The organism is Candidatus Symbiopectobacterium sp. NZEC151 (assembly GCF_025962655.1).
In the GTDB taxonomy this organism is placed as follows: Bacteria; Pseudomonadota; Gammaproteobacteria; order Enterobacterales; family Enterobacteriaceae; genus Symbiopectobacterium.
The window spans coordinates 45,986-71,337 of the sequence record NZ_JAGFPE010000005.1; the positions used below are offsets into that span (position 1 = coordinate 45,986).

Sequence of the window (25,352 nt, forward strand, 5' to 3'; positions counted from 1 at the left end):
TTTAGTCGTTATAGTAATCTTAGCTTTACACAAAGACGGCGAATTATTTTTCTCTCACTCTGGCCTTATTCGGTAACTTATGAACGGTGATAACGCTCCATCACAATCATTTTCAGCACAACAATCGTCAGCGCGACCATTGCCGCAATCACCACAACACCAGCGCCAACTGAACGGGCAGGACTACAAAACGCTCTCCCTGGCGGCGCTGGGTGGCGCGTTGGAGTTCTACGATTTCATTATTTTCGTGTTTTTCGCCGCGGTGATTGGCGAGCTGTTTTTCCCGCCTGATATTCCCGAGTGGCTGCGCCAACTGCAAACCTTCGGCATCTTTGCCGCAGGTTATCTGGCCCGTCCGTTGGGGGGCATCATCATGGCCCATTTTGGCGATCTGGTGGGCCGTAAAAAGATGTTCAGCCTGAGCATTTTCCTGATGGCGGTGCCTACGCTGGCCATGGGGATGTTGCCCACCTATGAAAGCATGGGGATTGCTGCGCCGGTACTGTTGCTGTTGATGCGTATTTTACAAGGTGCTGCGATTGGCGGCGAAGTGCCGGGAGCCTGGGTGTTTGTCTCTGAGCATGTGCCACGTTCCCGCATTGGGCTGGCGTGTGGCATTCTGACGGCGGGGCTGACGCTCGGTATTCTGCTCGGTTCTGCCATTGCGACACTGCTCAATAGCACGTTAACCCCGCAGCAGATTATCGGCGGCGGCTGGCGTATTCCGTTCTTCCTTGGCGGTATCTTTGGTTTCTTTGCCATGTATTTGCGTCGCTGGCTGCAAGAGACACCGGTGTTTATGGAGATGCAGGCGCACAAGCGTCTGGCGGATGAATTACCGCTTAAATCGGTAGTGATGAAACATAAAACGGCTGTCGTGGTATCGATGTTGCTGACCTGGCTGCTCTCTGCCTGCATCGTGGTGGTGATCCTGATGGCACCAACCTATTTGCAAAAAGCGCACGGTATCCCCGCTTCTATGGCGTTGCAGGCCAACTGTCTGGCGACCATCACCCTGATGATTGGCTGTGTGGCCGTCGGGCTGATCGTCGATCGCGTGGGCGCTGGCAAGACGTTTATTTTTGGCAGCATTGTGCTGGCGGCGGGCTGCGCTTTCTTCTATCTGGTGGCCGCGCGCGATCCTTCGTTGCTGTTCTTAGGGTATGCGGTTGCGGGATTATGCGTTGGCGTAGTCGGTGCGGTGCCTTATGTGATGGTGCAAGCGTTCCCGCCAGAAGTGCGTTTCTCGGGCATCTCTTTTTCTTACAACGTCTCTTATGCGATTTTCGGCGGCCTGACGCCGATAAGCGTCACGCTGATGATGCAGATTACCCCTATCGCACCCGCCGTTTATGTGCTGGCGTTGTCCGGGCTTGGCTTGCTGCTGGGGCTTTATCTCTATCAGACACAGTCGCGTCGTCGCGTGGCTCTGACCGAGTCGGCACAGAGCCTGTAGCGTTCCGGTGACAACACAATAAAAAAGCCCGGCGCATGCGCCGGGCTTTTTATTGCAAGTAATGCGAGGCGCTTAGTGTGCCGCGCCGCGTGCACCAATCGGCAGTACCGTACGGCCAAACTGCGCGTTCAGCACTTCAGCCATCGCCAGGTAGATGGCGCTGGCACCGCAAATAATGCCTTCGTAGCCCGCGATGGTCAGCAGACCGTGGTTACCGGTGAAATTACCGATAGCCAGTAAAGCAAACAGCAGCGTCAGGCTGGCAAATACGAACTGCAATGCGCGGTTAGCGCACAGCGTGCCGAAGAACATAAACAGGGTGAAAACACCCCACAGACCGAGGAATACCCCGAGAAACTGTGCGTCGCTGGCTTCTGCCAGACCCATTTTCGGCAGCATCAGAATGCCGACCAGCGTCAGCCAGAATGCACCGTAAGAGGTGAATGCGGTCACGCCAAAGGTGTTGCCTTTCTTGTATTCCAACAGCCCTGCGATGATCTGGGCGATGCCGCCGTAGAAAATCCCCATGCTGAGAATAATAGAAGAAAGTGGGAAAAAGCCTGCGTTATGCAGGTTAAGAAGAATGGTGGTCATCCCGAAGCCCATCAGTCCTAACGGACCGGGATTCGCCAGCGAGTTCGTTTGCATAAATCCTCAGAATACAATAGTGGAGTTGTGTAGCTTGCTCGATGCCGCGCTCTGTCGGTATTTCCTGATCTCTGGCGAGCTGTCCTTGCTCGTCGTCCCGATAGACCCTTGCGATTTAACTGTGAAAGCTCGGTAACAGTAAAAACAACGCAACGGTGAAATTTTCAAAAAAATGTAAATTGCGGCGCGGCATAATAGCGGGACGATTGCGCGGATACAACAAGGCGCAAGAGGAATAGTTTGATCATAAAGGGGATCGCCTGCATTTTTTTTTCGCTCCCCCCCTTGATGAGGAAATTGTTGTCCCCATCTTATTTCCAACCGAAACGGTTTGACCTCTTGTAACGGGATGTGCTGGGCAGCGTGAGTTTGCCGAGGCATCGAAGAACGCCGTGTGGATGAGGAGACCTCGTGAGGGCAAAAATTGAATAATTGCACCTTGTTGAGTTGAAAATCCCCTTTTCGCCCGCATAGTAGGTTGAACGACCACACCGAATACGACTTTTTAGTGGAGATGTTTAGATGGGTAAGATTATTGGTATCGACCTGGGTACAACCAACTCTTGTGTAGCGATTATGGACGGTACGCAGGTTAAAGTACTGGAAAACAGCGAGGGCGATCGCACAACGCCTTCTATTATTGCTTATACGCAAGATGGTGAAATTCTGGTTGGCCAGCCCGCTAAACGTCAGGCTGTGACTAACCCGAAAAATACCCTGTTTGCTATCAAGCGTCTGATTGGCCGTCGCTTCAAAGATGAAGAAGTGCAGCGTGATAGCAATATCATGCCGTACAACATCGTTGCGGCAGATAACGGCGACGCTTGGCTGGAAGTGAAAGATCAGAAAATGGCACCGCCGCAGATCTCTGCTGAAGTGCTGAAAAAAATGAAGAAAACGGCAGAAGACTACCTTGGTGAAACCATCACCGAAGCGGTTATCACTGTGCCGGCGTATTTTAACGATGCGCAACGTCAGGCGACCAAAGATGCGGGCCGCATCGCGGGTCTGGAAGTAAAACGTATCATCAACGAACCGACAGCGGCTGCGCTGGCCTATGGTCTTGATAAAGAAGTCGGCAACCGCACCATTGCGGTTTATGACCTGGGCGGCGGTACGTTTGATATTTCCATCATCGAAATCGATGAAGTTGACGGCGAAAAAACCTTTGAAGTACTGGCAACCAACGGTGATACCCACCTGGGTGGCGAAGACTTCGACAGCCGTATGATCAACTATCTGGTTGATGAATTTAAGAAAGAGCAAGGCTTTGACCTGCGCAACGATCCGTTGGCGATGCAGCGTCTGAAAGAAGCAGCAGAAAAAGCGAAAATTGAGCTTTCCTCTGCGCAACAGACTGACGTTAACCTGCCGTACATCACGGCGGATGCCACCGGTCCGAAACACCTGAACATCAAAGTGACTCGCGCCAAGCTGGAGTCGCTGGTAGAAGAGCTGGTGACCCGTTCACTGGAGCCGCTGAAAGTCGCATTGCAGGATGCCGGGCTGTCCGTTTCTGACGTACAGGACGTGATTCTGGTGGGTGGTCAAACCCGTATGCCGCTGGTGCAGAAGAAAGTGGCTGACTTCTTTGGCAAAGAACCGCGCAAAGACGTCAACCCGGATGAAGCTGTGGCGATTGGTGCCGCGGTGCAGGGCGGCGTGTTGGCCGGTGACGTTAAAGACGTGCTGCTGCTGGACGTTACTCCGCTGTCGCTGGGTATCGAAACCATGGGTGGCGTGATGACGCCGCTGATCACCAAGAACACCACCATCCCGACCAAACACAGCCAGGTGTTCTCTACGGCGGAAGATAACCAGTCCGCTGTAACCATCCATGTGTTGCAGGGTGAACGTAAACGTGCGCACGACAACAAATCACTGGGTCAGTTTAACCTGGATGGTATTCAGGGCGCACCGCGCGGCATGCCGCAGATCGAAGTGACGTTTGACATCGATGCCGACGGCATCCTGCACGTTTCCGCTAAAGACAAAAACAGCGGCCGCGAGCAGAACATCACCATCAAAGCGTCTTCTGGCTTGAATGAAGATGAAATCCAGAAGATGGTGCGCGATGCAGAAGCGAATGCGGAAGCTGACCGTAAGTTTGAAGAGCTGGTACAGGCGCGTAACCAGGGCGATCACCTGCTGCACAGCACCCGTAAGCAGCTGGAAGAGTCTGGCGACAAGCTGGCCGCTAACGATAAAACCGCGATTGAAGATGGTCTGAAAGCGCTGGAAAGTGCACTGAAAGGCGAAGATAAAGCGGAGATCGAAGCGAAGATCCAAACGTTGATCGAAGCGTCTGCCAAACTGCTGGAAGCATCACAACAGCAGGCACAAGCTGGCGCAGGCAATGCAGATGATGCGGCGCGTAAAGAAGACGACGTTGTAGACGCTGAATTCGAAGAAGTGAAAGACAAAAAATAATCGCCCTTAGGCGGGCGCAACAACGGTGATAAGCCGTTGCTGGCAAACCAGGCACGGGCGTCGAGGAAACTCTGCGCCCGTGCACGCATGTTGAGGGCAGGAAAAAACATGGCGAAGCAAGATTATTACGAAGCGCTCGGCGTTGCCAAAGACGCCGATGAGCGGGAGATCAAAAAGGCCTACAAGCGCCTGGCGATGAAGTTTCACCCGGACCGTAACCCCGGTGATAAAGAAGCTGAAGCAAAATTCAAAGAGATCAAAGAAGCCTATGAAATTCTGACGGATGCGCAGAAACGGGCGGCTTACGATCAATACGGCCACGCCGCGTTTGAACAAGGCGGTATGGGCGGCGGCGGGGCTGGCGGTTTCGGCGGCGGCGCAGATTTTGGCGATATCTTTGGCGACGTATTCGGCGATATTTTTGGCGGTGGACGTCGTCAACGTGCCAGCCGCGGGGCCGATTTACGCTATAACATGGAGTTGACGCTGGAAGAAGCGGTTCGTGGCGTCGCCAAAGAGATCCGCATTCCGACGCTGGAAGAGTGCGACTCCTGTCATGGCAGCGGTGCAAAACCGGGCAGCTCGCCGGTCACCTGCCCAACCTGCCATGGCAACGGTCAGGTGCAGATGCGCCAAGGGTTCTTTACCGTTCAGCAAACCTGTCCGCACTGTCATGGGCGTGGCAAGATCATTAAAGATCCTTGCAACAAGTGTCATGGTCATGGCCGTGTTGAAACCAGCAAAACGCTGTCGGTGAAAATCCCTGCGGGCGTGGATACGGGCGATCGTATCCGCTTGTCCGGTGAAGGCGAGGCCGGGGAGCACGGTGCACCATCGGGCGATCTGTACGTTCAGGTGCAGGTAAAACCGCATCCTATCTTCCAGCGTGAAGAGAACAATCTCTATTGCGAAGTGCCTATCAACTTTGCGATGGCAGCCATGGGCGGTGAGATTGAAGTGCCGACGCTGGATGGCCGTGTGAAATTGAAGGTGCCTGCGGAAACGCAAACCGGAAAACTGTTCCGCATGCGTGGCAAAGGGGTGAAGTCGGTACGCGGTGGTGCGCAGGGCGATCTGCTGTGCCGCGTGGTGGTTGAAACGCCGGTTAATCTTAATGAGCGCCAGAAGCAACTGCTGAAAGAGCTGGAAGAGAGCTTTGGTGGACCTTCCGGTGAGAAAAACAGCCCTCGCTCTAAAAGCTTCTTTGATGGCGTGAAGAAGTTTTTCGATGATTTGACCCGCTAACGTTGCAGGTTGAGACAAAAAAACCGGTGATGTATCACCGGTTTTTTTACGCCTGCCGTTTCACTCAATATGCCCCTCATCGGCTAAATGTATATCCCTGCTATTGCTAATGACTTCTTTGAACCGATATCATTGGATTTTATAGGGAAATAATCAGGGAAAAAGATGAAACTGGGAAAAATCGTGTTATTTTTGGCGCTATTAGCCTGCTATGCCAATGTTCAGGCCGCCGGATTTAACTGCTCGCTCGAAAACCTCAATGAAACCGAAAAAACAATATGCAGCACGCCTGCGCTGAGTGGCATCGACTCCATCGCGAATCGGCGTTACACGATTGCCATAGATAATAGTGTGGCTAAAGGCTCTTTGATGAGGGAGCAACGCGAATGGTTGGCACGAAGAAATGCGTGCGGCACTAACGTTGACTGCATAAAATCTGAATATCAGCAGCAGATTCGCTATCTTGAAATGGTTCATCAATTTTCTTCTGTCAGAAATTTGTTTGGCAAATGGTTGGATAAGCCGTTAGAAAAAGGGATGAAAACCGCGTCAGGCTTCGCCATCGAGGAAGCGCCGTGGAAGATAAAAAGGCTGTTTCGTTTTCGCGGTGAAATGCGTAAGTATGATGAAAATAATGATGGTTACTGGCGTTTGCTAACGCACCGGATTATCAATGGTGATTTGGCCATCTTTTTTGCGGTAGCGAATTCGACCAATACCAAAATCTACATGTACACCGATTCGGTGCCTCACAGCAATGACTTAAAACTGGTTGCGCTTTTTGATTACAAGATGAGCACCGTATATACCCCGGTGGTGAGCTATCATGTTACGGACGACAATATCCTTAGCTATTCCATCAGTTACGGTCGCGGTGATTACCATTATGAAAAGCAGTTTGAGATAGAAGTATCGGATAAAGGACTGTCGGCCCCCAAAGAAGTACCCGCAACCACCGTCAGAGACTACGATGAAGAAGGTAGTGAAACGTGGACGGGATATTGTGGTATTGTAACCTGTACCAGCCGAGGCGGTTCTCCCGATGGGAAATGGCGTATTGCGGCGACTGACAGTATTTTCTATTTTCCTTCAGATCGCCCCGATCTCGGTGTTGATGTTTTCCTGCCTCAATTAGATCCCAATGAGAATAAATCATCCCAATGGGAGTATGATCGTCGCTATACCTGGGGGGATAAAAACGCGTTCTATTTTGACAATGACGGCGGTGTTGCCTGTGTTTGGAAAACCGATATCGAGAAGAAAACCACGACAAGAATATTACCCGTTGAAGGCCTGGTGCACCCTTACTATATAAAATACAAGGGTAAGGATTACATTGTTGCCAGACACCTATCTTATGAGGGTGAGTATGGTAACAGGGGCAGCGATGGTTATCTTGATGGATACTATATCGCTACGGAATAGTTAAGTAATTTATAGGTAATAGAAAGAGCCTTTTCCGGCAATGGCGCGAGATTTCGCGCCATATTTATTTGAAACGGTTTAGTGGCTTGCTTCCTGTGCTCTATAGGATGAGGCTTCAAATCTTTTTTTAAGCTCATCCATGACGGAGTTATATTTCGGTGTTGTTTCGGGTTTAATGCTCTTCTTTTCACGTACCATTGGTGCTGAGTTTACTGTATCCGTCTGGATGATTCTTGGCGGTACATACGATGCCGGCGGCATAGGGGGTGGCGGCGGTATTCCCGTTTTACTCGGTGTTACGGGCGCTGGCGGGATGAATGTGCTCATCGCGATAGGCGCTGGCGCAGGAGTTGCGACGAGAGGTTTTTTAATCGGCGAAGGGGTACCTGTGGCTAAATTACGGCTCAGAAGCTGTAGGAATTTACTGTGTTCGCTCGCGAAATTATCTGACTGTTTCCGCGCATAAATAATGCTGAGTTCACTGAGCGGCAGTTGTTTGGTCGGCACGGTAGATGATGCATAGGATGAAGGTGTAAATTTTATTGCGCTGTTTGATGCTTTTTTAACATCATGTTTAATAACGCCAGCAGCCGTATTTTTTGTCAATGATGGCGGTAAGGGTTGCATGAAATTTTTCATTAATGTGCTAATGTTCTTTGATATTGCTGCTCGCATGTGGTCTCCTGAGTGCTGGATGAATATTGAAGGTTAAGCAGAATATTAATTAAGTGAGCGTTATGCCGCTTCAATAATCTGCTGAACCTATAGTCTTAATAAGAAACGAATCCTTCAAAACGCGTAGAAATCTTCGTCAGGCTGTCGTCGAAACGATCGGGGGAATATTTCATTAAATTTTGTAGTTTAGCGTTTAATGCCGAGTCGTTATCACTATCAGCGGATGGCAAGCTCTCAAGCTTGGGTTTTAAATTCCTTGATAACGTCTCTATTTCTGCCATTAGCTGGTGATGAGCATGTTTTGACAGTTGGTCTTTAATTTCCTGGTTCATCAATGCGTCGGGATAGTGTTGCGTTACCGCGTCTAAGGCTGGTCTGATATAGGGATTCGCGCCAGCTCCCTTCGGTGTGAAGGCTTCATCGCTGTGTGGTGTCTCGCCGGAAAGGCCTGCATCCTGTGCGGCGCTGCCTAAGGTATGCAGATAGGCGTTACGAATGCCGTCACAAAGCCCTTTATGGTAGGCAATTTGCGCGGCGGCCGAGAGAACGTTTCCATCATGGCGTGCGTGGCCCTTGGTTTTTAAGAGATGATTGAGCACGGCGTTGTGGGTAACGGTTTCAAGCTCGGTGTGTGGATACGGCATGCTACTTGCGCGTGCGTCAGCGGAACCCCGTTGATGCTGTGTGATTTCTTGCTTTACGGCGTTAAGCGCCTTTAGCGATCCCGTGGCCAGACTGGCATTGCGTCCTTTCTGATAGGCTGTGGCAACTGCGTCTTGCAGACTGTGATTGAACAAACTGCGGCCCGCAATGTTGACTATCCCTTTTTGCAGCACATTGACGATGTGGCCCATTCCCAACGCTTTCACGAATGGTTTGTTTTTTAGTTGCTCCAGCTTGTCTAATGCGCCTGTGACTTTGGTATTGGGGTGTTGTGGCGGTGAGGTGTGAGCACCAGAGAGCGCCTGGCGAATGGATTGCTGTGTGTCAGCGGGGAGGGGGCTGAGCAGTTCATCCTGAACCGGTTTGGCATTTTGCTCCAGGCGCTTTAAGAAGTTGTCTTTATGGTTGCTATAGACGGCGCACAGGGCTGAGTCGATAGCCTGACTGGCATAGTGGGCATCTGCCATGCCTTTCTCTACGATCCCAAACTCCATGACGGCGCTATCGACAATCGTTTTTGCTTTTGTGAGCGTTTCCCCGCTGGTGGTGTTGGTTGTCGGTGTGGTTGCCGCATGCTGAGTCAGTGGCTTACCCAGAATCGGTCCCGAGATGGCTTGTCGGGTCAATCGTTTTCCCGCGCCCGCTTTGCGTAAATGACTTTTATTGACCTGCTGCTCGGCTTCCTGTGCGAGGGTAGCCATGATTTTTTGTCGGGCTGAGTGGGGATAGGCTGGCCTTGCTGCGCGGGTCTGTTGCGCTGTATCGGGTGTACGCGACGCGGTTGCGGCGTGTTTTGACTGATTAAATCTTGCCATCGCGCGCACATTGATACACTGCGTGAAGGGGTTGATGCACTGTAATAACGCGTTATTTTTTAGCGGCGTGCTCACCACCTCTGCTGCGGGTCTGCCGTTCGGCGCGCAGGCGTGTTGTGCTCTGTTGCCAAGCCCGTTCAGGGTGTTTAACGCAGAAGGCTGTGATGATGTTATCGGTGACGCCTGTTGAGCTTTTGGCTCCAGGTTCGTCAATACGATGGGAGAACATTTTTTGGCTACTGGCGCTACCATAGAAAACCTCATGAATAGTGGATGCGATATGCGCGCCAGCATAAAGTAGCGGTTAATTCCGGCTATAAAAAAAGCGCCTTACAGATTGAATCGGCATAAAGCGAGGATTGATGACGAGATAGCGGCAGGGGGAACCTGGGGGATGCGGTTTAAACGAGCAGAAACAAAAAACCGGCCAGAGCCGGTTTTTTCTTACAACGAGGAAGACAGATGTCTACGCAGGCAATTATTGCAGCGCGTTGATCTGAGCAGCCAGGTTGGATTTATGACGAGATGCTTTGTTCTTGTGGATCAGACCTTTGCTAGCCTGACGATCCACAATCGGTTGCATGTCGTTAAACGCTTTTTGTGCAGCTTCTTTATCGCCAGTAGCGATCGCGGCGTATACTTTCTTGATGAAAGTACGCATCATCGAACGACGGCTAGCGTTGTGCTTGCGACGCTTCTCAGACTGTACGGCGCGTTTCTTAGCTGATTTGATATTAGCCAAGGTCCAACTCCCAAATATATTCTTTCGAGGACAATTCAAAGGCCGAGGAATATGCCCGTTTAGCCTTCGTTTGTCAATGGATTTGTGCAAATAAGCGCCGTTTGTACGCCGACGCTTGTTACGTTGTGATGGCGCAGGATTTTAACAGCTTCGCGCTCGGGAATACAGCGTTTCCCAACAGAAATTCACGTTTACCTGACGAACTTTTGATAAGAAAGAGGAATTTCCGCTCACGCGGGGTAGCGCCGTGCAGGCGGTGCACGGCGCGATCGGTAGGCACTGCCGAGCAATTGCGTGACAAAAGGCGTGAATCGCGCCTTAACCTTAACCGCTGTACAAGGTATAATCCGCCGATTTCCATATCGTTAACCAAACTGTTCCTGAGTCGCCATGCAGCTAATCCGCGGTATACACAATCTCCGGGCACGCCATTATGGTTGTGTGCTCACCATCGGCAATTTTGACGGCGTACACCGTGGGCATCAAATGCTGCTTGAGCGATTAAAGCAGGAGGGGCTGGCGCGTCATTTGCCGGTGATGGTGATGACTTTCGAGCCACAGCCGCTCGAACTGTTTGCTGCCGATCAGGCACCTGCACGGCTTACCCGGCTGCGGGACAAGGTGAACTATCTGGCGCGCGCAGGCGTTGACGCGCTATTGTGCGTTAAGTTTGACGCGGCGTTCGCCGCACACGATGCGCAAGATTTTGTGCGCCACCTTCTGGTGGAAAAACTGGGTGTGAAATTTCTCGTTGTGGGGGATGACTTCCGCTTCGGGGCTGGTCGCAGCGGCGATTTCCTGTTATTACAGAAGGCGGGGCAGGCCCATGGTTTTGAGGTCATCAGCACCACGACGTTCTGCAATGGCGGTAGGCGCGTCAGCAGTACCGCAGTACGTGATGCGCTGCTGCATGACGATCTGCCACTGGCGCAGGAATTGTTGGGCCACCCTTACAGTATTTCCGGGCGCGTGGTGCATGGTAAAGCACTGGGCAGAACGTTGGGATTTCCGACCGCGAACCTGCCGATGAAACGCCAGGTATCGCCGGTCAGTGGGGTGTATGCCGTTGAAGTCTACGGCCTGGGCCCGACGCCGTTTCCCGGTGTCGCCAATATTGGCACCCGGCCAACGGTAGACGGCGATAAACGCCAGCAGTTGGAAGTGCATCTGCTGGATGTCGCCATGGATCTGTACGGGCGTCACATAGAAGTGGCGCTGTGTAAGAAAATACGAAATGAGCAGCGGTTTGCGTCGCTAGAAGCATTGACGCAGCAAATCGCCGAGGATGTGGTGACGGCCCGGACGTTTTTCGGGTTAGCAGCACCGGTGTAATATTCATACCCCAAGGTATGGCCGAAACTAAATCGAGAATCTAATGAGTGACTACAAAACTACCCTGAATTTGCCGGAAACAGGGTTCCCGATGCGTGGCGATCTGGCCAAGCGTGAACCTGACATGCTGAAACGTTGGTATGAACAGGATTTGTACGGAATTATTCGTCAGGCGAAAAAGGGCAAGAAAACCTTCATTCTGCATGATGGCCCTCCGTATGCGAATGGCAACATTCACATTGGTCACTCAGTTAACAAGATTCTGAAAGATATTATTGTCAAATCCAAAGGGCTGGCTGGCTACGATTCGCCGTATGTGCCGGGATGGGACTGCCACGGTCTGCCTATCGAACTGAAAGTTGAGCAACTGATTGGCAAACCGGGCGAGAAGGTGAGCGCGGCGGAATTTCGTCAGGCCTGCCGCAAGTATGCGGCGGAGCAGGTTGAAGGGCAGAAGAGAGACTTTATCCGTCTCGGCGTGCTGGGCGATTGGGATCGCCCGTATCTGACCATGGATTTCAACACCGAGGCGAATATCATTCGTGCGCTCGGCAAGATCATCGACAACGGGCATCTGCACAAAGGGGCTAAACCGGTGCACTGGTGTGCCGATTGCGGCTCTGCGCTGGCGGAAGCCGAGGTGGAGTACTACGACAAAACCTCTCCGTCTATTGATGTCGCTTTTACTGCCGTCGATGCAGCAGTGGTTGCGGAGAAATTTGGTGTCGCTTCCGTTGCTGGCCCGATTGCACTGGTTATCTGGACCACCACCCCGTGGACGCTGCCAGCGAACCGTGCGATTTCGCTGAATGCTGATTTCGTTTACCAACTGGTGCAGATTGACGGCAAAGCGCTGATCCTGGCCGCCGAACTGGTGGAAAGCGTGATGGCGCGCCTGGGCGTGACAAGCTGGACCGTGCTGGGTGAATGCAAGGGTAGCGATCTTGAACTGCTGCGTTTCAATCACCCGTTCCTGAATTTCGATGTGCCTGCGATTCTGGGCGACCACGTCACGCTGGATGCCGGTACCGGTGCGGTGCACACCGCGGGTGGTCACGGCCCGGATGACTATGTCATCAGCCAGAAATACCAGCTCGAAATTGCCAACCCGGTGGGGCCGAACGGCTGCTATCTGCCGGGTACGCACCCGAATCTGGACGGTAAGTTCGTCTTCAAAGCCAACGACATCATCGTTGACATGCTGCGTGAAAGCGGCGCGCTGCTGCATGTGGAAAAACTGCAACACAGCTATCCGTGCTGCTGGCGTCACAAGTCGCCGATCATCTTCCGTGCCACGCCGCAGTGGTTCGTCAGCATGGATCAAAAAGGGCTGCGTCAGCAGTCGCTGTCTGAAATCAAAGGCGTGCAGTGGATCCCGGATTGGGGTCAGGCGCGCATCGAATCCATGGTTGCCAACCGCCCAGACTGGTGTATCTCGCGCCAGCGTACCTGGGGCGTGCCGATGTCGCTGTTTGTCCACAAAGAGACCGAAGAACTGCACCCGCGCACGCCGGAGCTGATTGAAGCGGTGGCGAAACGCGTTGAGCAGGACGGTATTCAGGCATGGTGGGATCTCGATCCGGCCGATCTGCTGGGCGCTGATGCTGCCAATTATGTCAAAGTGCCGGACACGCTGGATGTGTGGTTCGATTCCGGATCGACCCACGCCTCTGTGGTGGATGTGCGCCCGGAATTCGCAGGGCATGCGGCCGATATGTATCTGGAAGGCTCTGACCAGCATCGCGGCTGGTTTATGTCCTCGCTGATGATCTCTACGGCGATCAAAGGTAAAGCCCCGTACCGCCAGGTGCTGACCCACGGCTTCACTGTCGATGGTCAGGGCCGCAAGATGTCCAAATCCATCGGCAACACCATCGCGCCGCAGGACGTGATGGACAAGCTGGGCGCGGATATTCTGCGTCTGTGGATCGGCTCCACCGACTATTCCGGTGAGATCGCCGTGTCCGATGAGATCCTCAAACGCTCTGCCGATGCTTATCGCCGCATCCGTAACACCGCGCGTTTCCTGCTGGCGAACCTGAACGGGTTCGATCCGGCATTGCACAGCGTGAAGCCGGAAGACATGGTGGTGCTGGATCGTTGGGCGGTAGGCTGCGCGCAAGCCGCACAGCAAGAGATCGTTGAGGCCTATGAAAGTTACGATTTCCACCGCGTGGTGCAACGCCTGATGCAGTTCTGCTCCATTGAAATGGGCTCGTTCTATCTGGACATCATCAAGGATCGCCAATACACCGCCAAGCACGACAGCGTGGCGCGCCGCAGTTGCCAGACCGCACTGTTCCACATTGTGGAAGCGCTGGTACGCTGGATGGCGCCGATCATGTCCTTCACCGCCGATGAAGTCTGGGGCTACCTGCCGGGTGAACGCGCGCAGTACGTGTTTACCGAAGAGTGGTATGACGGCCTGTTCGGGCTGGCGCAAGAGGAAACCCTGAACGATGCGTTCTGGGCCGACATGCTTAAAGTGCGTGCCGAAGTGAACAAGGTGATTGAGCAAGCGCGTAACGACAAGCGTATTGGTGGTTCGCTGGAAGCGGCGGTTACGCTGTATGCCGATGCCGAACTGTCCGAGAAGCTGGGGCGTCTGCAACAGGAGTTGCATTTTGCGTTGCTGACCTCCAAGGCGCGGGTTGAACGCTATGAAGATGCCCCGGCGGATGCGCAGGCAAGTGAACTCTCTGGCCTGAAAATTGCCTTAAGCAAAGCGGATGGGCACAAGTGCCCGCGTTGCTGGCACTATGAGTCCGATATCGGTGTGGATGCTGCACACCCAGAGGTATGCGGACGCTGTGCCACGAATGTGGGCGGTAATGGCGAAGAGCGTAAATTTGTCTGATGAATAAATCGATCTGTTCAAGCGGGTTGCGCTGGCTGTGGCTGGTGCTGGTAGTGTTGGCGGTGGATCTTGGCGTCAAATACTGGGTGCTGGCAAATTTTGAGTTGGGTGAAACCTGGGCGCTGTTTCCCTCGTTAAACCTGCACTATGCCCGTAACTACGGCGCAGCGTTTAGCTTCCTGGCAGATAAAGGCGGCTGGCAGCGGTGGTTCTTTGCCGGTGTCGCCATCATGATCGTGGTGGCGCTGCTGGTAATGATGTACCGCAATCGCGCCGACCAGAAGCTGAGCAATATTGCCTATGCGCTGATTATCGGCGGCGCGCTGGGGAACCTGTTCGACAGAACCTGGCACGGCTTTGTGGTCGATTACATTGACTTCTATGTCGGTGACTGGCACTTCGCGACGTTCAATCTGGCAGATACGGCCATTTGTATCGGGGCAGGTCTGGTGGTGCTGGAAGGCTTTCTGGCACCTCACGACGCCTCGGCGAAGCCGAAGGGGCAGGCATGACGCAGAGCGTACAGAATACCAGCGCCGTACTGCTGCATTTTGTGCTGACGCTGGAAGATGGCAGCGTCGCGGAATCGACCCGCGAACGGGGCAAACCCGCGCTGTTTCGCCTGGGCGATGAGAGCTTGTCTCCGGCACTGGAACAGCAACTCCTCGGCTTGTGCCGGGGAGATAAGCACCGTTTCACGTTGCCGCCGGAATCGGCCTTCGGGCCGTCCAACCCGGATTTGATTCAGTTCTTTCTGCGCCGCGATTTTGCCCAGACCGGCGTACCGGACGTAGGCACCATCATGCTGTTCAGCGGTGTGGCGGGCAATGATATGCCCGGCGTGATCCGTGAAGTGGCGGAAGAATCGATCACGGTCGATTTCAATCACCCGCTTGCCGGTCATCACGTAAGTTTTGACGTTGAGGTGATCGATATCGATCCTGTGGCGCAGGAGGTTGAGCGTGCAAATCTTACTGGCTAATCCGCGCGGTTTCTGCGCGGGCGTCGATCGCGCTATCAGCATTGTCGAGCGTGCGCTGGAAATTTACGGCACGCCGATTTATGTGCGCCACGAAGTGGTGCATAACCGCTATGTGGTGGATGGCTTGCGTGACCGTGGCGCGATCTTTATTGAAGAGATTGGTGAAGTGCCTGATGGGGCGATCCTGATTTTTTCTGCGCACGGCGTGTCTCAGGCCGTGCGGGCGGAAGCGAAGAATCGCGATCTGACCGTCTTTGATGCCACCTGCCCGTTGGTGACCAAGGTGCATATGGAGGTGGCGCGCGCCAGCCGCAAAGGGGTAGAAGCTATCCTGATCGGTCATGCGGGACACCCTGAAGTCGAAGGCACCATGGGGCAGTACAGCAACGATGACGGCGGCATGTATCTGGTGGAGTCGCCGGAAGATGTGTGGAATTTGCAGGTTAAAGATGAGGGGAACCTCTGCTTTATGACGCAAACCACGCTGTCGGTGGATGACACCTCGGCGGTGATCGATGCGCTGCGTGAGCGCTTCCCGCAAATTATCGGCCCGCGTAAAGACGATATCTGCTACGCCACCACCAACCGTCAGGAAGCGGTGCGCTATCTGGCGGAACGCGCCAACGTGGTGCTGGTGGTTGGATCGAAAAACTCGTCCAACTCCAACCGGTTGGCTGAGCTGTCCCAGCGTGCTGGCATACCCGCTTACCTTATCGACTCCGCGAATGATATTCAGGAACGCTGGCTGACAGACGCGGCGTGCGTGGGTGTGACGGCGGGGGCTTCTGCGCCGGACATTCTGGTTCAGCAGGTGATTGAGCGCCTTAAATCCCTGGGTGGAAAAGTCGCACTCGAGCTGGAAGGTCGTGAAGAGAATATTGTCTTTGAAGTACCGAAAGAGCTGCGCGTAGAAGTGAAGCAGATCGATTGATACTGGCGTGAGGCAGGGTAAAAAATAGCAGGGTGATATCCCTGCTATTTTTTTGCCTGAGTTTTCACCTCTTTCCAATGCATAAAAACTGCATGATTATGCGTAATTACCTCTCTTGCCTATTCGGTCGAATTTGCCTGTCCCTGTGCTTCGAACGCCTTCTGGGGGATAGCTTTTACTGATTACTCGCCCTTTTTGTCAGAAATTTCTAATCCTGTGTGAAATCCGCTGGCAGCCGTCGCGTTGGCCCGCTAACCTGAGAACGTTTTTACGGCGCAAGTGAAAAAAGAGAGATAACGATGAAGGATGCAATACGTGTAGCGATTGCCGGTGCCGGTGGTCGAATGGGGCGTCAACTGATCCAGGCGGTTTCGCAGATGGAAGGCGCGGTGCTCGGTGCGGCGCTAGAGCGCGAAGGTTCATCGCTGGTTGGGGTTGATGCCGGTGAGCTGGCGGGGCTGGGCACGCTGGGCGTTACCGTGCAGGATTCGCTGGCTGCGGTAGGTGATGATTTTGATATCTTCATCGATTTCACGCGCCCTGAAGGCACATTGGTACATCTGGCATTCTGCCGCCAGCATGGCAAGGGCATGATTATCGGTACCACAGGCTTTGATGATGCGGGCAAAGCGGCTATCAGCGCGGCTGCTCAGGAGATTGGTATTGTATTTGCCGCCAACTTTAGCGTGGGTGTCAACGTGATGCTGAAATTGCTGGAGAAAGCGGCCACGGTGATGGGCGACTACACGGATATCGAGATTCTGGAAGCGCATCACCGCCATAAAGTCGATGCCCCGTCAGGGACGGCGTTGGCGATGGGTGAAGCCATTGCGGGAGCGTTAGGGCGCGATCTGAAAACCTGCGCGGTCTATGCGCGTGAAGGTCACACCGGCGAACGTGTGCCAAACAGTATCGGTTTTGCCAGCTTGCGTGCCGGGGATATCGTCGGTGAGCACACTGCGATGTTTGCGGATGTAGGCGAGCGCATTGAGATTAGCCATAAGGCTTCCAGCCGCATGACCTTCGCTAATGGTGCGGTTCGTGCTGCAATTTGGTTAAAGGCTAAAAAATCAGGTATTTTCGATATGAGAGATGTGCTTTCACTGAACGATCTTTGATTTTATTTTATTGTTAACTCAATGAATTGGATGGCTTATTTGTCATCCTTTTTTATTATTTAGAGTTTTTTTGATTATTATATGTCGTAATTGGTGAAAATTGCTATTTCCTCCGGTTTTTACTGTTTTTGGTGGCGTTTTTTTAACCCGTCATTGCCTGATCAGGCGCCTGCTGGTCAAATATTCCCTTCTGGCTAATAATGTTGCCAGGCAACCGTTTACTTTGCCTTTTTGAGGGCTGTTTTTGTGGCTGTAGCCAGTCAGTGACGCTGTAAGCCATAAAAAATGGAGAAAAATGTCGGTTAGAGTGGACAAGTTGAACGGCCATCATTAAAATGCGCGCAATTTGCCAAAAGTTTACCTAAAAGGTAATTTTTGCATTGATTTGGAGTGACTAATCTGAATTAATATGCAGATAACATGATTGTTTATTCCTTGGAGGGTGTTTTGATTAAGTCAGCGCTATTGGTTCTGGAAGACGGAACCCAATTCCACGGTCGTGCCATCGGGGCAGAGGGAACGGCAGTGGGGGAAGTGGTCTTCAATACGTCGATGACCGGTTATCAAGAAATCCTCACTGATCCTTCCTATTCCCGCCAAATTGTTACTCTCACTTATCCCCATATTGGTAATGTCGGCACTAACGCCAGCGACGAAGAATCCCCCTCTGTTCATGCTCAAGGCCTGGTTATTCGCGATCTGCCGCTGATTGCCAGCAACTACCGTAATGAAGAGAGCCTCTCGGATTACCTGAAACGCAATAACATCGTTGCCATCGCCGATATCGATACGCGTAAGCTGACTCGCTTGCTGCGTGAGAAAGGGGCGCAGAATGGCTGCATTATTGCCGGAGATGCGCCGGATGCCGCGCTGGCACTGGAAAAAGCCAAGGCATTCCCTGGCCTGAAGGGCATGGATCTGGCAAAAGAAGTGACGACGCAAGAACCTTATGGCTGGACGCAAGGCAGTTGGACGTTAGCCGGTGAACTGCCTGCCGCCAAAGCGGAAAGTGAATTGCCGTACCACGTGGTGGCTTATGACTACGGTGTGAAGCGCAACATTCTGCGTATGCTGGTCGATCGTGGCTGCCGTCTGACGGTTGTGCCTGCCCAGACCTCCGCAGAAGAGGTGCTCAAACTGAATCCGGATGGCATTTTCCTCTCCAACGGTCCCGGTGACCCGGAGCCGTGTGACTACGCCATCACGGCAATCAAAGCCTTCCTGGAGACCGACATTCCGGTATTTGGTATCTGCCTCGGTCATCAACTGCTGGCGCTGGCAAGCGGTGCTAAAACGGTCAAAATGAAATTTGGTCACCATGGTGGTAACCACCCGGTGAAAGATCTGGATGCAGACTGCGTGATGATTACCGCGCAGAACCACGGTTTCGCCGTGGATGAAAACTCACTGCCTGCGACGCTGCGCCCAACGCACAAATCGCTGTTTGACGGCTCCCTGCAAGGGATTCATCGCACGGATAAAGCGGCATTCAGTTTCCAGGGGCACCCGGAAGCCAGCCCTGGTCCGCACGACGCGGCCCCTTTGTTCGATCACTTTATCGAACTGATTCAATCTTATCGTGCCAATGGTAAATAATCGGGAGCAGAAAAATGGCAAAACGTACTGATATTAAAAGCATCCTGATCCTTGGTGCTGGCCCGATCGTTATCGGTCAGGCCTGTGAATTCGACTACTCTGGCGCGCAGGCGTGTAAAGCGCTACGTGAAGAGGGTTATCGCGTCGTTCTGGTGAACTCCAACCCGGCGACCATCATGACCGACCCGGAAATGGCCGATGCGACGTATATCGAGCCGATCCACTGGGAAGTAGTGCGCAAAATCATCGAAAAAGAGCGTCCAGATGCGGTGCTGCCGACCATGGGCGGTCAGACGGCGCTGAACTGTGCGCTCGAGCTTGAGCGTCAGGGCGTGCTGGCGGAATTTGGCGTTACCATGATCGGTGCGACCGCCGATGCTATCGATAAAGCGGAAGATCGCCGCCGCTTCGATATCGCCATGAAGAAGATTGGCCTGGAAACCGCGCGTTCCGGTATCGCGCATACCATGGAAGAAGCGCTGGCCGTGGCCGCTGATGTGGGCTATCCCTGCATTATCCGTCCCTCCTTTACCATGGGCGGCAGCGGTGGCGGCATCGCGTATAACCGTGAAGAGTTTGAAGAAATTTGTGCACGCGGTCTGGATCTGTCACCGACCAAAGAGCTGCTGATCGATGAATCCCTCATCGGTTGGAAAGAGTACGAAATGGAAGTAGTGCGCGATAAGAAAGACAACTGCATCATTGTCTGTTCCATCGAAAACCTGGATGCCATGGGTATCCACACCGGTGACTCCATTACCGTTGCGCCAGCGCAAACCCTGACGGACAAGGAATACCAAATCATGCGTAACGCCTCCATGGCGGTACTGCGTGAAATCGGGGTAGAAACCGGCGGCTCCAACGTGCAGTTTGCGGTCAACCCGAAAACCGGTCGCCTGATCATTATCGAAATGAACCCGCGTGTATCGCGCTCCTCGGCGCTGGCCTCCAAGGCGACGGGCTTCCCGATTGCCAAGATTGCCGCCAAACTGGCCGTAGGCTACACGCTGGATGAGCTGATGAACGACATCACCGGCGGTCGTACCCCGGCGTCGTTCGAGCCTTCCATTGACTATGTTGTCACCAAGATCCCGCGCTTTAACTTCGAAAAATTTGCCGGTGCCAACGATCGCCTGACCACTCAGATGAAATCAGTCGGCGAAGTGATGGCGATTGGCCGCACCCAGCAAGAGTCGCTGCAAAAAGCGCTGCGTGGTCTTGAAGTCGGCGCAACGGGCTTCGATCCGAAAGTGGATCTGGACGATCCGGAAGCGTTGACTAAAATCCGCCGCGAGCTGAAAGACGCAGGCGCTGAGCGTATCTGGTACGTCGCGGATGCTTTCCGCGCTGGCATGTCTGTGGACGGCGTGTTTAACCTGACCAACATCGATCGCTGGTTCCTGGTGCAGATTGAAGAGCTGGTGCGTCTGGAAGAGCAGGTTGCCGAGAAGGGCGCGACGGCGCTGACAGCCGATTTCCTGCGTACCCTGAAACGCAAAGGCTTTGCCGATGCGCGTCTGGCGAAGCTGGCCGGTGTTTCTGAAAACGAAATCCGCAAACTGCGCGACAAATATGACCTGCACCCGGTCTACAAACGTGTCGATACCTGTGCGGCAGAGTTCGCCACCGATACCGCGTATATGTACTCCACCTACGATGAAGAGTGCGAAGCTAACCCGAATCAGGATCGCGACAAGATCATGGTGCTGGGTGGCGGGCCGAACCGTATCGGACAGGGCATCGAGTTTGACTACTGCTGTGTGCATGCGGCGCTGGCGTTGCGCGAAGACGGTTATGAAACCATCATGGTTAACTGTAACCCGGAAACGGTCTCAACCGATTACGACACCTCTGACCGCCTCTACTTCGAGCCGGTAACGCTGGAAGATGTGCTGGAAATCGTCCGCATCGAGAAACCGAAAGGCGTTATCGTGCAGTATGGTGGTCAAACGCCGCTGAAACTGTCGCGTGCGTTGGAAGCCGCGGGTGTGCCGGTGATTGGCACCAGCCCGGATGCCATTGACCGTGCCGAAGACCGTGAGCGTTTCCAACAGGCAGTGAATCGTCTGGGTCTGAAACAGCCGGAAAACGCCACCGTCACCTCCATCGAACAAGCGGTGGAAAAAGCGCGTGGTATCGGTTATCCGCTGGTGGTTCGTCCTTCTTACGTGCTGGGCGGTCGTGCGATGGAAATCGTCTACGACGAAATCGATTTGCGCCGTTACTTCCAGAATGCGGTCAGCGTGTCCAACGATGCGCCGGTACTGCTGGACCGTTTCCTCGATGATGCCATCGAAGTGGACGTGGACGCTATCTGTGACGGCGAACGCGTGCTGATTGGCGGCATTATGGAACACATCGAACAAGCGGGCGTGCACTCCGGTGACTCTGCCTGTTCATTGCCGGCTTATACGCTGAGCAAAGAAATTCAGGATGTGATGCGCCAGCAGGTAGAAAAACTGGCGTTCGAACTGAGCGTGCGCGGGTTGATGAACGTGCAGTTCGCCGTGAAGAACAACGAAGTCTACCTGATTGAAGTGAACCCGCGCGCCGCGCGTACCGTGCCGTTTGTCTCCAAGGCGACCGGTGTGCCGCTGGCGAAAGTGGCCGCGCGCGTGATGGCGGGCAAGACGCTGACGGAACAGGGTGTCACCAAAGAGGTTATCCCACCGTATTACTCCGTGAAGGAAGTGGTGCTGCCGTTCAACAAGTTCCCCGGCGTTGACCCGATTTTAGGGCCAGAGATGCGCTCTACCGGTGAAGTGATGGGCGTGGGCCGCACCTTTGTCGAAGCGTTCGCCAAGGCGATGCTGGGCAGCAACTCGCCGATGAAGAAATCAGGACGCGCCTTGCTCTCGGTTCGTGAAGGGGATAAAGCACGCGTTGTGGATCTGGCAGCCAAGCTGCTGAAACACGGCTTTGAACTGGATGCAACTCACGGCACCGCCATTGAGTTGGGTGAAGCGGGCATCAATCCGCGTCTGGTGAACAAGGTGCATGAAGGGCGTCCGCACATTCAGGACCGTATCAAGAACGGCGAGTACACCTATATCGTCAACACCACCGCAGGGCGTCAGGCGATTGAAGATTCCAAACTGATTCGCCGCAGCGCATTGCAGTATAAGGTGCATTACGATACCACCATGAACGGCGGCTTCGCTACGGCGATGGCGCTGAACGCGGATCCGACCGAGAAAGTGACCTCGGTGCAGGAAATGCACGCGCAGATTAAAGGTTAATCAGCGCTAACCAAGAAGCCAGCGCGAGTGCGCTGGCTTTTTTATGGGCGAAGATAATACAATTATTCACATCTTAAACGTGTTTTAATAATAAACACTCCCTCAAAGAAAGGACGAAAATAGCGTTAATCCTTAATTGAGATTTTTTTTTAATAACGATGGCGTAAATACGATGCCTATAGTCCATTCTTTTTTTGAATGGAGTCAAAGAATGCCTGTTTCAGCTCTGCAATATCGTTTGTCTACGGAATATTACCACGATAAATCGTGCAATAAAAAAAGTGAGAAAGCTTTAAAATCAATTAATTCAAATTCATCTGTTAATGTTCAGGGTTTCAGTTCTCAAATTAACCATGTCGAAAACTCTCCGAGAATATTCAACACATCATCAACCTTTCTTCCTGCTCGGAAAAGTGCAATAGCAACAACGATTCAACTTATGCTGTTGTTGAATTTTTTGCACAGATCGGATGCTGCTTCGTTTGCTTATAAAGAGAATCCATTATCAAACCTGGATAGTGATCTCACCCTTGCTAATCGTAGTTACTCCTTTGACAATTATCCGATTTCCATGTCTCTTGCTGACGATGGGTATGTTTCCCAACCGCCCTTATTGTTGCCAGAAGTAAAGCGGGAAGTGACATATTATGATAATAGTAATGGCACGCTTTTTATCAATGAAAACAGCCACATTCTTTCTGATGATGAAAAAAAGGATGCGCTGATTTCGGCCATTAAGCACTATCTGGTGTCTGATGGGCAATTAACTGCCGAACAGGGTCAGGATTTTGAGCTGTCATTGAAGCAGTGGGCAAAAGCCGGTCCTCTCTTTATTACTCCACTGGCTGAGAGCACTGATCGAGTGAAGCGAGCATTGATGCCTGAGTACGATCCTCGAACCGCAGAGCATATAAAAGAACACTGTGCCTTTGAGGAAGAAATACTCAATGCTAAAGGCGAGAACGAAGGCAAGCTGCTTTTATTTCAAGCCCAGAGAGCAGAGAACCCCTTCAGGATGATTTATGATGACACGGAGGGGGGCCCACGGCCTGAAGCCCGGGGCGCCGCCGAGGGATTAAATATTGTGACGGACATACTGACGCTGGGGATAAAACCGTTAATTGGTAAGCTCATTGCGAATGCAAAACGCCGTGAGTACTATAAAAATCAAGGTGATGAAATTTGTGCTGAACGCTTTCGTCGACTAACCATTGCTGAGATTGCGACCTCTCTTGATGTTGATGGTATCGCGTTCAAATTCCGCGGTGTGGCCCGTAAAGTGAAACCGACTGAATTGCTGCATACCACTCCGGGTCAGAAAAGGGCGGCTTATTATGTTCAGAATCCGCGCAGCGGGATTAAGAAAGAAATATTACTAGAACTTAAACCGGGGAATACCGCTATCCATACCGAAGGTGGGGAGATCTTTCTGAAACCAACGGATAATCCCAATGAATTTATGACATATCACCCTTATGCTACCAGACCTGAGTTATTGCAGAGAAAGGTGATTGTCGATGAGGAGACGCTTGCGTGGCGATATGCTGACACCTTCGATGCCGCCAATCTTAATGTTGAGGTGAGGGAAGGGAAAAAGCAGATACCGTTGTACGGCGAATATTACGATCTGAACAAAAATGGAGAGGGAAAGTTTGAGATCGTGGTACGAAAAGCCTCAGGCTCCCACGAGTTTGTACCGGTATACCTTGAACCATTATCCAACACCTGGCACATGCGAACGCATAACCAGCATCCAGTGTTTACCCACGAACAGGAAAATATCATTAACACGCTCCGCATCGAACCAGACAGGGGTTTCAACTATATTCCCTGCACCAATAATAACCCACGGTATTATGGCTCGGGAAAGATATATCGTGCAGAGAAAATTGACGACACTTCACATTATCCCTGGGGGCGATATATTGAAATGAACGGGGAAGTTGTGCCAGTGAGAGAAGTGGTTTCTCCCGGGCGAGGCGTTCATTATGAGGTGTATAATAGTCATTATCCTGATAAAGAACATTATCTGGTATCCTGGGACGGTGGGCGCTGGGTATTTGAGCGTCCAACCTCTATTCATGTGTCGAGTGCGCTTGAAAAGCAGATTACCTCGGATATGTTTACCAATAATATCGATGTAACGCAGTTGTCCTCTCCGGATAAGAATGGATTGCGATGGGATGAAAATAACAAGAGCTATTTGAATGTTAACAACCAATTTATTCATGTGAAAAAAATGGGTAATAACCGTTTTCTGCTGATGAAACCGGTGCATGGCCCTAAGATAGTTCTTCGACTGAAGAAGAATAAGTTTTACCAGGAGAATCTCGCCGAAAGGTTGGAGAATATTATGACAGTAGGTCTGGGCGGTAGAAAAAGAAAAACGGCGCTCAGCGTACTGAAAGAGGTTGACGGTTTTACCGAGGCGTCGGCGGAAAAATTACTCTCTGAGTATCGTTTTCAGGAAAAGGGACTCTTTAATGACTATGCCTTTGCGTTGGAAATTGAACAAACGGGTACAATTCCCCCATGGGCTAAAAGATTAAAAAAAGACGCGCCTCTAGAGCCAGGAACGTCAAAAATTATGGATACCATTACCTTAATGAAGCCCGATTTCCCCGTGCACAAAGTTGATTTTCATGTAGGTAAGCTCATCGGTGAGGGGACCAATGGGGAAGTTTTTATTGATGCAGATGATAATGCATATCTCATAAAGGTTTACCTGGCCGATGAGGGGGAGTCGATCGCAGAGATTGCCAAACATGAGGCCGAGGTGTTTAGGCGCTATTACGGAGAAGACGCTGCCATGCACCTGGTGGATGATGAGGGCGTTTCATATGTCAGAATGTATAAAATTCCTGGTGAAACGCTGAGTTCCTTACCACCCGGTTCGTTGCCGAATAATGCCGAGGAAAAATTTGTTGATATGATCGAGAGACTCAACAAGCTGGGCATCATGCATGATGACCTTCATACTGAAAATGTGCTGTGGGATTCGAGCTCGCAATCCTTTTTCCCGATAGATATCAATAATATTAAAGAAAAATATTTCAGTTCAGATATCAATGAAAAAATAGCCATAAATACCTATGACCAAAGAAATTGGGCTTCTGTATTGCAATGTATAGCGCAGAAGAAAAGCGTGCCAACGTCTGCGGATGGGGGGGAATAAAAGCAGGGAATTGGTACGTGATT

The 25,352-nt window shown here is 52.3% G+C and carries 18 protein-coding genes; 14 read left to right on the forward strand and 4 right to left on the reverse strand.

The features are described from left to right. Positions 1-79: 79 nt before the first annotated feature. Positions 80-1,456, forward strand: coding sequence for an MFS transporter (locus J5067_RS15675; RefSeq protein ID WP_264644504.1), 1,377 nt, complete (start codon positions 80-82; stop codon positions 1,454-1,456). 72 nt (positions 1,457-1,528) lie between these two features. Here the strand turns inward: J5067_RS15675 and satP are convergent, their stop codons facing one another. After that, the gene (satP, locus tag J5067_RS15680; RefSeq protein WP_222158255.1) at positions 1,529-2,104 is read right to left on the reverse strand and encodes an acetate uptake transporter; all 576 of its coding nucleotides are present in this window, start codon (positions 2,102-2,104) and stop codon (positions 1,529-1,531) included. Positions 2,105-2,626: 522 nt separating this feature from the next. On the opposite strand from satP, the gene dnaK reads away from it, so the two are divergent. The 3 genes from dnaK to J5067_RS15695 all read left to right on the forward strand — a co-directional run bounded on the left by dnaK (position 2,627) and on the right by J5067_RS15695 (position 7,204). Beyond that, positions 2,627-4,534, forward strand: coding sequence for a molecular chaperone DnaK (gene dnaK / locus J5067_RS15685; RefSeq protein ID WP_264644506.1), 1,908 nt, complete (start codon positions 2,627-2,629; stop codon positions 4,532-4,534). A gap of 108 nt (positions 4,535-4,642) precedes the next feature. Then, on the forward strand, positions 4,643-5,779 hold the full coding sequence (gene dnaJ, locus J5067_RS15690; protein ID WP_264644507.1) for a molecular chaperone DnaJ: 1,137 nt from the start codon (positions 4,643-4,645) through the stop codon (positions 5,777-5,779). Between the two features lie 165 nt (positions 5,780-5,944). Next, complete coding sequence (locus J5067_RS15695; RefSeq protein WP_264651508.1) at positions 5,945-7,204, forward strand: lysozyme inhibitor LprI family protein; 1,260 nt, start codon at positions 5,945-5,947, stop codon at positions 7,202-7,204. Positions 7,205-7,282: 78 nt separating this feature from the next. On the opposite strand, the gene J5067_RS15700 is transcribed toward J5067_RS15695, so the two are convergent. Further along, positions 7,283-7,879, reverse strand: a complete 597-nt coding sequence (locus J5067_RS15700; protein ID WP_264627937.1) for a hypothetical protein — start codon at positions 7,877-7,879, stop codon at positions 7,283-7,285. Between the two features lie 95 nt (positions 7,880-7,974). Further along, positions 7,975-9,357, reverse strand: a complete 1,383-nt coding sequence (locus tag J5067_RS15705; RefSeq protein ID WP_264644510.1) for a hypothetical protein — start codon at positions 9,355-9,357, stop codon at positions 7,975-7,977. Positions 9,358-9,391: 34 nt separating this feature from the next. On the opposite strand from J5067_RS15705, the gene J5067_RS15710 reads away from it, so the two are divergent. After that, positions 9,392-9,547 carry a hypothetical protein gene (locus J5067_RS15710; protein WP_264629121.1) on the forward strand — a complete coding sequence of 52 codons (156 nt, stop codon included), beginning with the start codon at positions 9,392-9,394 and terminating at the stop codon, positions 9,545-9,547. Between the two features lie 288 nt (positions 9,548-9,835). Here the strand turns inward: J5067_RS15710 and rpsT are convergent, their stop codons facing one another. After that, positions 9,836-10,099, reverse strand: coding sequence for a 30S ribosomal protein S20 (gene rpsT / locus J5067_RS15715; RefSeq protein ID WP_264644511.1), 264 nt, complete (start codon positions 10,097-10,099; stop codon positions 9,836-9,838). A gap of 390 nt (positions 10,100-10,489) precedes the next feature. Here rpsT and ribF point away from each other — a divergent pair, with 390 nt between their 5' ends. The 9 genes from ribF to J5067_RS15760 all read left to right on the forward strand — a co-directional run bounded on the left by ribF (position 10,490) and on the right by J5067_RS15760 (position 25,329). Beyond that, on the forward strand, positions 10,490-11,431 hold the full coding sequence (gene ribF / locus J5067_RS15720) for a bifunctional riboflavin kinase/FAD synthetase (protein WP_264644512.1): 942 nt from the start codon (positions 10,490-10,492) through the stop codon (positions 11,429-11,431). 43 nt (positions 11,432-11,474) lie between these two features. Continuing rightward, entirely contained in the window at positions 11,475-14,288 is a 2,814-nt protein-coding gene (ileS, locus tag J5067_RS15725; protein WP_264644513.1) for an isoleucine--tRNA ligase, read from the forward strand. Beyond that, the gene (lspA, locus tag J5067_RS15730; protein ID WP_264644514.1) at positions 14,288-14,800 is read left to right on the forward strand and encodes a signal peptidase II; all 513 of its coding nucleotides are present in this window, start codon (positions 14,288-14,290) and stop codon (positions 14,798-14,800) included. The genes ileS and lspA overlap by 1 nt, the downstream gene beginning before the upstream one ends. After that, positions 14,797-15,270: an FKBP-type peptidyl-prolyl cis-trans isomerase gene (gene fkpB, locus J5067_RS15735; RefSeq protein WP_264644515.1), complete on the forward strand. Its 474-nt coding sequence runs from the start codon at positions 14,797-14,799 to the stop codon at positions 15,268-15,270. The genes lspA and fkpB overlap by 4 nt, the downstream gene beginning before the upstream one ends. Continuing rightward, the gene (gene ispH, locus J5067_RS15740) at positions 15,251-16,201 is read left to right on the forward strand and encodes a 4-hydroxy-3-methylbut-2-enyl diphosphate reductase (protein ID WP_264651509.1); all 951 of its coding nucleotides are present in this window, start codon (positions 15,251-15,253) and stop codon (positions 16,199-16,201) included. Before fkpB ends, ispH begins: the two co-directional genes overlap by 20 nt. A 299-nt stretch (positions 16,202-16,500) precedes the next feature. Next, entirely contained in the window at positions 16,501-17,319 is an 819-nt protein-coding gene (dapB, locus tag J5067_RS15745; RefSeq protein ID WP_264651510.1) for a 4-hydroxy-tetrahydrodipicolinate reductase, read from the forward strand. A 447-nt stretch (positions 17,320-17,766) separates the two neighbouring features. Further along, positions 17,767-18,915: a glutamine-hydrolyzing carbamoyl-phosphate synthase small subunit gene (carA, locus tag J5067_RS15750; RefSeq protein ID WP_264651511.1), complete on the forward strand. Its 1,149-nt coding sequence runs from the start codon at positions 17,767-17,769 to the stop codon at positions 18,913-18,915. Positions 18,916-18,929: 14 nt separating this feature from the next. Continuing rightward, the gene (gene carB, locus J5067_RS15755) at positions 18,930-22,154 is read left to right on the forward strand and encodes a carbamoyl-phosphate synthase large subunit (RefSeq protein ID WP_264651512.1); all 3,225 of its coding nucleotides are present in this window, start codon (positions 18,930-18,932) and stop codon (positions 22,152-22,154) included. Positions 22,155-22,365: 211 nt separating this feature from the next. After that, entirely contained in the window at positions 22,366-25,329 is a 2,964-nt protein-coding gene (locus J5067_RS15760) for a serine/threonine-protein kinase (protein ID WP_264651513.1), read from the forward strand. The last annotated feature ends 23 nt before the right edge of the window (positions 25,330-25,352 follow it).

What these genes read in the sequence shown, in the direction of transcription:
- J5067_RS15675 (WP_264644504.1), top strand. Translation starts at nt 80, where the DNA reads ATGAACGGTGATAACGCTCCATCACAATCATTTTCAGCACAACAATCG.
- satP (WP_222158255.1), bottom strand. Translation starts at nt 2,104, where the DNA reads ATGCAAACGAACTCGCTGGCGAATCCCGGTCCGTTAGGACTGATGGGC.
- dnaK (WP_264644506.1), top strand. Translation starts at nt 2,627, where the DNA reads ATGGGTAAGATTATTGGTATCGACCTGGGTACAACCAACTCTTGTGTA.
- dnaJ (WP_264644507.1), top strand. Translation starts at nt 4,643, where the DNA reads ATGGCGAAGCAAGATTATTACGAAGCGCTCGGCGTTGCCAAAGACGCC.
- J5067_RS15695 (WP_264651508.1), top strand. Translation starts at nt 5,945, where the DNA reads ATGAAACTGGGAAAAATCGTGTTATTTTTGGCGCTATTAGCCTGCTAT.
- J5067_RS15700 (WP_264627937.1), bottom strand. Translation starts at nt 7,879, where the DNA reads ATGCGAGCAGCAATATCAAAGAACATTAGCACATTAATGAAAAATTTC.
- J5067_RS15705 (WP_264644510.1), bottom strand. Translation starts at nt 9,357, where the DNA reads ATGGCAAGATTTAATCAGTCAAAACACGCCGCAACCGCGTCGCGTACA.
- J5067_RS15710 (WP_264629121.1), top strand. Translation starts at nt 9,392, where the DNA reads ATGCACTGTAATAACGCGTTATTTTTTAGCGGCGTGCTCACCACCTCT.
- ribF (WP_264644512.1), top strand. Translation starts at nt 10,490, where the DNA reads ATGCAGCTAATCCGCGGTATACACAATCTCCGGGCACGCCATTATGGT.
- ileS (WP_264644513.1), top strand. Translation starts at nt 11,475, where the DNA reads ATGAGTGACTACAAAACTACCCTGAATTTGCCGGAAACAGGGTTCCCG.
- lspA (WP_264644514.1), top strand. Translation starts at nt 14,288, where the DNA reads ATGAATAAATCGATCTGTTCAAGCGGGTTGCGCTGGCTGTGGCTGGTG.
- fkpB (WP_264644515.1), top strand. Translation starts at nt 14,797, where the DNA reads ATGACGCAGAGCGTACAGAATACCAGCGCCGTACTGCTGCATTTTGTG.
- dapB (WP_264651510.1), top strand. Translation starts at nt 16,501, where the DNA reads ATGAAGGATGCAATACGTGTAGCGATTGCCGGTGCCGGTGGTCGAATG.
- carB (WP_264651512.1), top strand. Translation starts at nt 18,930, where the DNA reads ATGGCAAAACGTACTGATATTAAAAGCATCCTGATCCTTGGTGCTGGC.
- J5067_RS15760 (WP_264651513.1), top strand. Translation starts at nt 22,366, where the DNA reads ATGCCTGTTTCAGCTCTGCAATATCGTTTGTCTACGGAATATTACCAC.